At 66.8% G+C, this 4,487-nt stretch carries 1 protein-coding gene; it reads left to right on the top strand.

Annotation, left to right across the window (positions count from 1 at the left end; genetic code table 11):
• Positions 1-4,487: amino acid adenylation domain-containing protein (locus ACTJJN_RS26840; protein ID WP_440781789.1), on the top strand; the 4,487-nt coding region annotated here is incomplete at both ends.

Below are 4,487 nucleotides of genomic sequence, written 5' to 3'. Positions count from 1 at the left end.
CGGGCGTTGAGCGAGCTGTCCAGCCAATGGGCGCACAAGCTGATCGAACAGGGCGTCGGCCCGGAAAGCCTGGTGGGTATCGCCGCCGAGCGTTCGCTGGAAATGGTCGTTGGCCTGCTGGCGATCCTTAAAGCCGGCGCCGCCTATGTACCGCTGGACCCGGACTACCCGGCCGAGCGGCTGGCCTACATGTTCGAAGACAGCGGCATCGAACTGCTGCTGACCCAGGCGCACTTGCGCGAGCAGCTGCCGGCGTTTGCCGGGCAGGTCCTTTTGCTGGACCAGCCCGGCGAACTGGGCGGGTACTCGCGGCAGGTGCCGGCGTGCCGGCTGCACCCCGAGAACCTGGCCTACGTCATCTATACCTCCGGCTCGACCGGGCGGCCGAAAGGCGCCGGCAACCGCCACCTGGCGTTGTATAACCGGCTGGCGTGGATGCAGCAGGCGTATGCGCTGGACGGCGCCGACACGGTGTTGCAGAAAACCCCGTTCAGTTTTGACGTGTCGGTGTGGGAGTTCTTCTGGCCGCTGATGACCGGTGCACGGCTGGCCCTGGCGGCGCCGGGGGAGCATCGCGAGCCGGAGCGGCTGATCGACACCATCGAGCGCCACCAGGTCACCACTTTGCATTTCGTGCCGTCGATGCTGCAGGTGTTCGTCCGCGAGCCGGGCCTGCAGCGCTGCCACAGCGTGCGGCAGGTGATCTGCAGCGGCGAGGCGCTGGCGGTGGACACCCAGCAGCAGGTGTTCAGCCACCTGCCCGGTGCCCGCCTGCACAACCTGTACGGGCCGACCGAGGCAGCGATCGACGTCACCCACTGGACCTGTGTCGACGAAGGGCGTGACAGCGTGCCGATCGGCCAGCCGATCGCCAACCTGTACACGCACATCCTTGGCCCGGCGTTCGAAGCCCTGCCGCAGGTGGCCATGGGCGAGCTGATGCTCGGTGGCCAGGGCCTGGCGCGTGGTTACCATCGTCGCCCGTCGCTGACGGCCGAGCGTTTCGTGCCCGACCCGTTCGGCAGCCACGGCCAGCGGCTGTACCGCACCGGGGATTTGGCGCGCTACCGCGACAGCGGGGTGATCGAGTACTGCGGGCGCATCGACCATCAGGTGAAGGTGCGCGGGCTGCGTATCGAACTGGGTGAAATCGAGGCACGGGTGCTGGAGCACCCGCAGGTGCGCGAGGCGGTGGTGCTGGCCCAGGACAGCGGGCATGGCCAGCAGCTGGTGGCCTACGTACTGGCCGAGGAGCAGGGCATGGCAGTGGACGCCGCCGAACTGCGCGACAGCCTTCGCGAACAGCTCAAGGGCAGCCTGCCGGACTACATGGTGCCAACGCACATCCTGCAGGTGCAGGCCTGGCCGGTGACGGCCAACGGCAAGCTCGACCGCAGGGCCTTGCCCAAGCCCGACAACAGCGCCCTGCAGCAGGCCTACAGTGCACCGCAAGGTCCGCTGGAACAGCAGATCGCGGCGATCTGGCAGGACCTGCTCAAGCTGGAGCGGGTCGGCCGCAGCGACAACTTCTTCACCCTCGGTGGCGACTCGATCGTCTCGATCCAGGTGGTCAGCCGCGCCCGTCAGGCGGGCATCCGCTTCACCACCAAGGACCTGTTCCAGCACCAGACGGTACAAGACCTGGCCGCAGTCGCCCAGGTGGGGTGTGCGGCGCAGGCCGACCAGCGCCCATTGCACGGGCCCACACCGCTGCTGGCGGTGCAGCATGCCTTCTTCGACACAGCCATTGCCGACCGCCAGCAGTGGAACCAGTCGGTGCTGTTCCGCCCGCTGCAAGTGCTTGATGCACAGGCACTGGAGCAGGCGCTGCAGGCTCTGGTCACGCACCACGACAGCCTGCGCCTGAGCTTCGTCGAGGTTGATGGGCAGTGGCAGGCCAGCTACCGGCCTGCCGGGCAGGTACAGCCACCTTTGCTATGGTGCGCGACACTGGCCGATGCCGGTGAGCTAAAAGCATTGGGCACCGAGGCCCAGCGCAGCCTCAACCTGGCCGATGGGCCGATGCTGCGCGCGGTGCTGGCAACCTTGGCGGACGGCAGTCAGCGCCTGTTGCTGGCGATCCATCATCTGGTCGTCGATGGGGTGTCCTGGCGTATTCTGCTGGAGGACTTGCACCGGGCCTACCAACAGTGTGCGGCCGGGCAGGTGCCACAGTTGCCCGCCAAGACCAGTGCCTTCAGGGCCTGGGCCGAACAGCTGCAGGCCTACGCCGGCAGCGACACGTTGCAGGCCGAACTGGGCTATTGGCAGGCGCAGTTGAGCCATGCCAGCGGCAGCCTGCCGCAGGACAACAGCGCTGGCGCCCTGAGCAACCGGTACGCCCACACGGTCTACAGCCACCTGGACGGGGCGCTGACCCGACAGCTGTTGCAGCAGGCCCCGGCCGCTTATCGTACCCAGGTCAACGACCTGCTGCTGACTGCGCTTGCGCGGGTAATCTGCCGCTGGAGCGGCGAACCCTCGACGCTGATCGAACTGGAAGGGCACGGGCGCGAAGCCCTGTTCGACAACCTCGACCTGGGCCGCACGGTCGGCTGGTTCACCAGCCTGTTCCCGCTGCGGCTGAGCCCGGCGGCAACGCTGGATGGGTCGATCAAGCAGGTCAAGGAACAGCTGCGCGCCGTGCCCGAAAAGGGCATTGGCTATGGTGTGCTGCGCTACCTGGCAGACGCTGCCAGCCGTGAGTGCCTGCGTGCCTTGCCGGTGCCGCGCATCACCTTCAACTATCTGGGCCAGCTGGATGGCCACCTGGCAACCGATGAGCAGGCGCTGCTGGTGCCCTGCGCAGACCCCAAAGGCGATGAGCAAAGCCTGGACGCGCCATTGGGTAACTGGCTGACGCTCAATGGCCAGGTCTACGCCGGTGAGCTGAGCCTGGGCTGGACCTTCAGCAGCGACATGTTCGAAGTCGCCACCGTGCAGCGCCTGGCCGATGAATACAGCCACGAGCTGCGCGCCCTGGTCGAACACTGCTGCCAGCGCGAACACGCCGGTATGACCCCGTCGGACTTTCCGCTGGCCGGCCTGACCCAGGCCCAGCTCGACAGCCTGCCGCTGCCGCCAGCGATGGTCGAAGACATCTTCCCGCTTTCACCCATGCAGCAAGGCATGATGTTCCATACGCTGCTGCAGCAGGGCGGGGATTACATCAACCAGCTGCGGGTCGATGTGACTGGCGTGGATCCCGAGCGCTTCCGTGCTGCCTGGCAAGCGGCAGTCGACTGCCATGACCTGCTGCGTGGCAGCTTCATCTGGGGTGAGCTGGCCAGCCCGTTGCAGATCATTCAGCGCGAGGCGCAATTGCCGTTCGCGGTGCATGACTGGCGTGGCCGTGACGACCTTGCCGATGCGCTGGAGGCGTTCGCTGCTGCAGACTGCGCGGCCGGCTTCGACCTGGGCAAGCCGCCGCTGTTGCGCCTGACCCTGATTCGCCTCGACGCGCAGCGTTATCACCTGATCTACACCAGCCACCACATCCTGATGGATGGCTGGAGCAATACCCGGCTGCTGGGCGAGGTGCTGCAGCGGTACCACGGCAGCGTGCCGGAGCAAGGGCCGGGGCGCTTCCGTGACTATATCGCCTGGCTGCAGCGCCAGGATGGCGAAGCCCGCCAGGCGTTCTGGACCCGCCAGTTGCAAGACCTGGATGCACCCACTTTGCTGGCCAGGGCCACGGACTGGGCAGCCGGCAGCGAAGGGCAGGGGCAGGTCGAGCGGGTACAGCAACTGGATGCCCGGCAGACCGCCCGCCTGGACGCCTTTGCCCGTGAGCGCAGGGTCACCGTCAATACCGTGGTGCAAGCGGCCTGGCTGCTGGTGCTGCAGCGCTATACCGGCCAGGCCTGCGTCGCCTTTGGCGCGACCACGGCTGGGCGGCCGGCCGAACTCAAGGGCATCGAGCAGCAGATCGGCCTGTTCATCAATACCTTGCCGGTCATTGCCAGCCCCCGCCCGGAGCAAGCGCTGGGTGACTGGCTGGACACCGTGCAGGCGCTGAACATCGCCCTGCGTGAGTACGATCACACGCCATTGTTCGATATCCAGCGCTGGGCCGGGCAGGGCGGCGAAGCGCTGTTCGACAGCATCCTGGTGTTCGAGAATTACCCGGTGTCCGAAGCGCTGCAGGCCGATACCACCAGCAGCCTGGTGTTTGGTGAGGTGGCGAACCACGAACAGACCAACTACCCGCTGACGCTGGTGGTTAACCTGGGTACGCACCTGTCGCTGCAGTTGAAAGCCGATCGGGCACGGTTCAGTGCCCGGTTGGCCGAGCAACTTGGCGAGCACCTGTTGCAGGTGTTGCAGCAGATGCTTGAGAGCAGCGCCGAAACGGCGTTGGGCGAGTTGCCGATGCTGAGCCCGCAGCAGACGCAAGCGGTGCTGCACGACCTTAACGACACCGCCACCGACTACCCCGGCGACTGGCGCGTGCACCAGCTGTTCGAGGCGCAGGCGCGTCGCCAGCC

This window comes from Pseudomonas sp. 22515 (assembly GCF_052044625.1).
GTDB classification, from domain to species: Bacteria; Pseudomonadota; Gammaproteobacteria; order Pseudomonadales; family Pseudomonadaceae; genus Aquipseudomonas; species Aquipseudomonas alloputida.
This window is presented reverse-complemented; position numbering and strand designations above follow the sequence as displayed.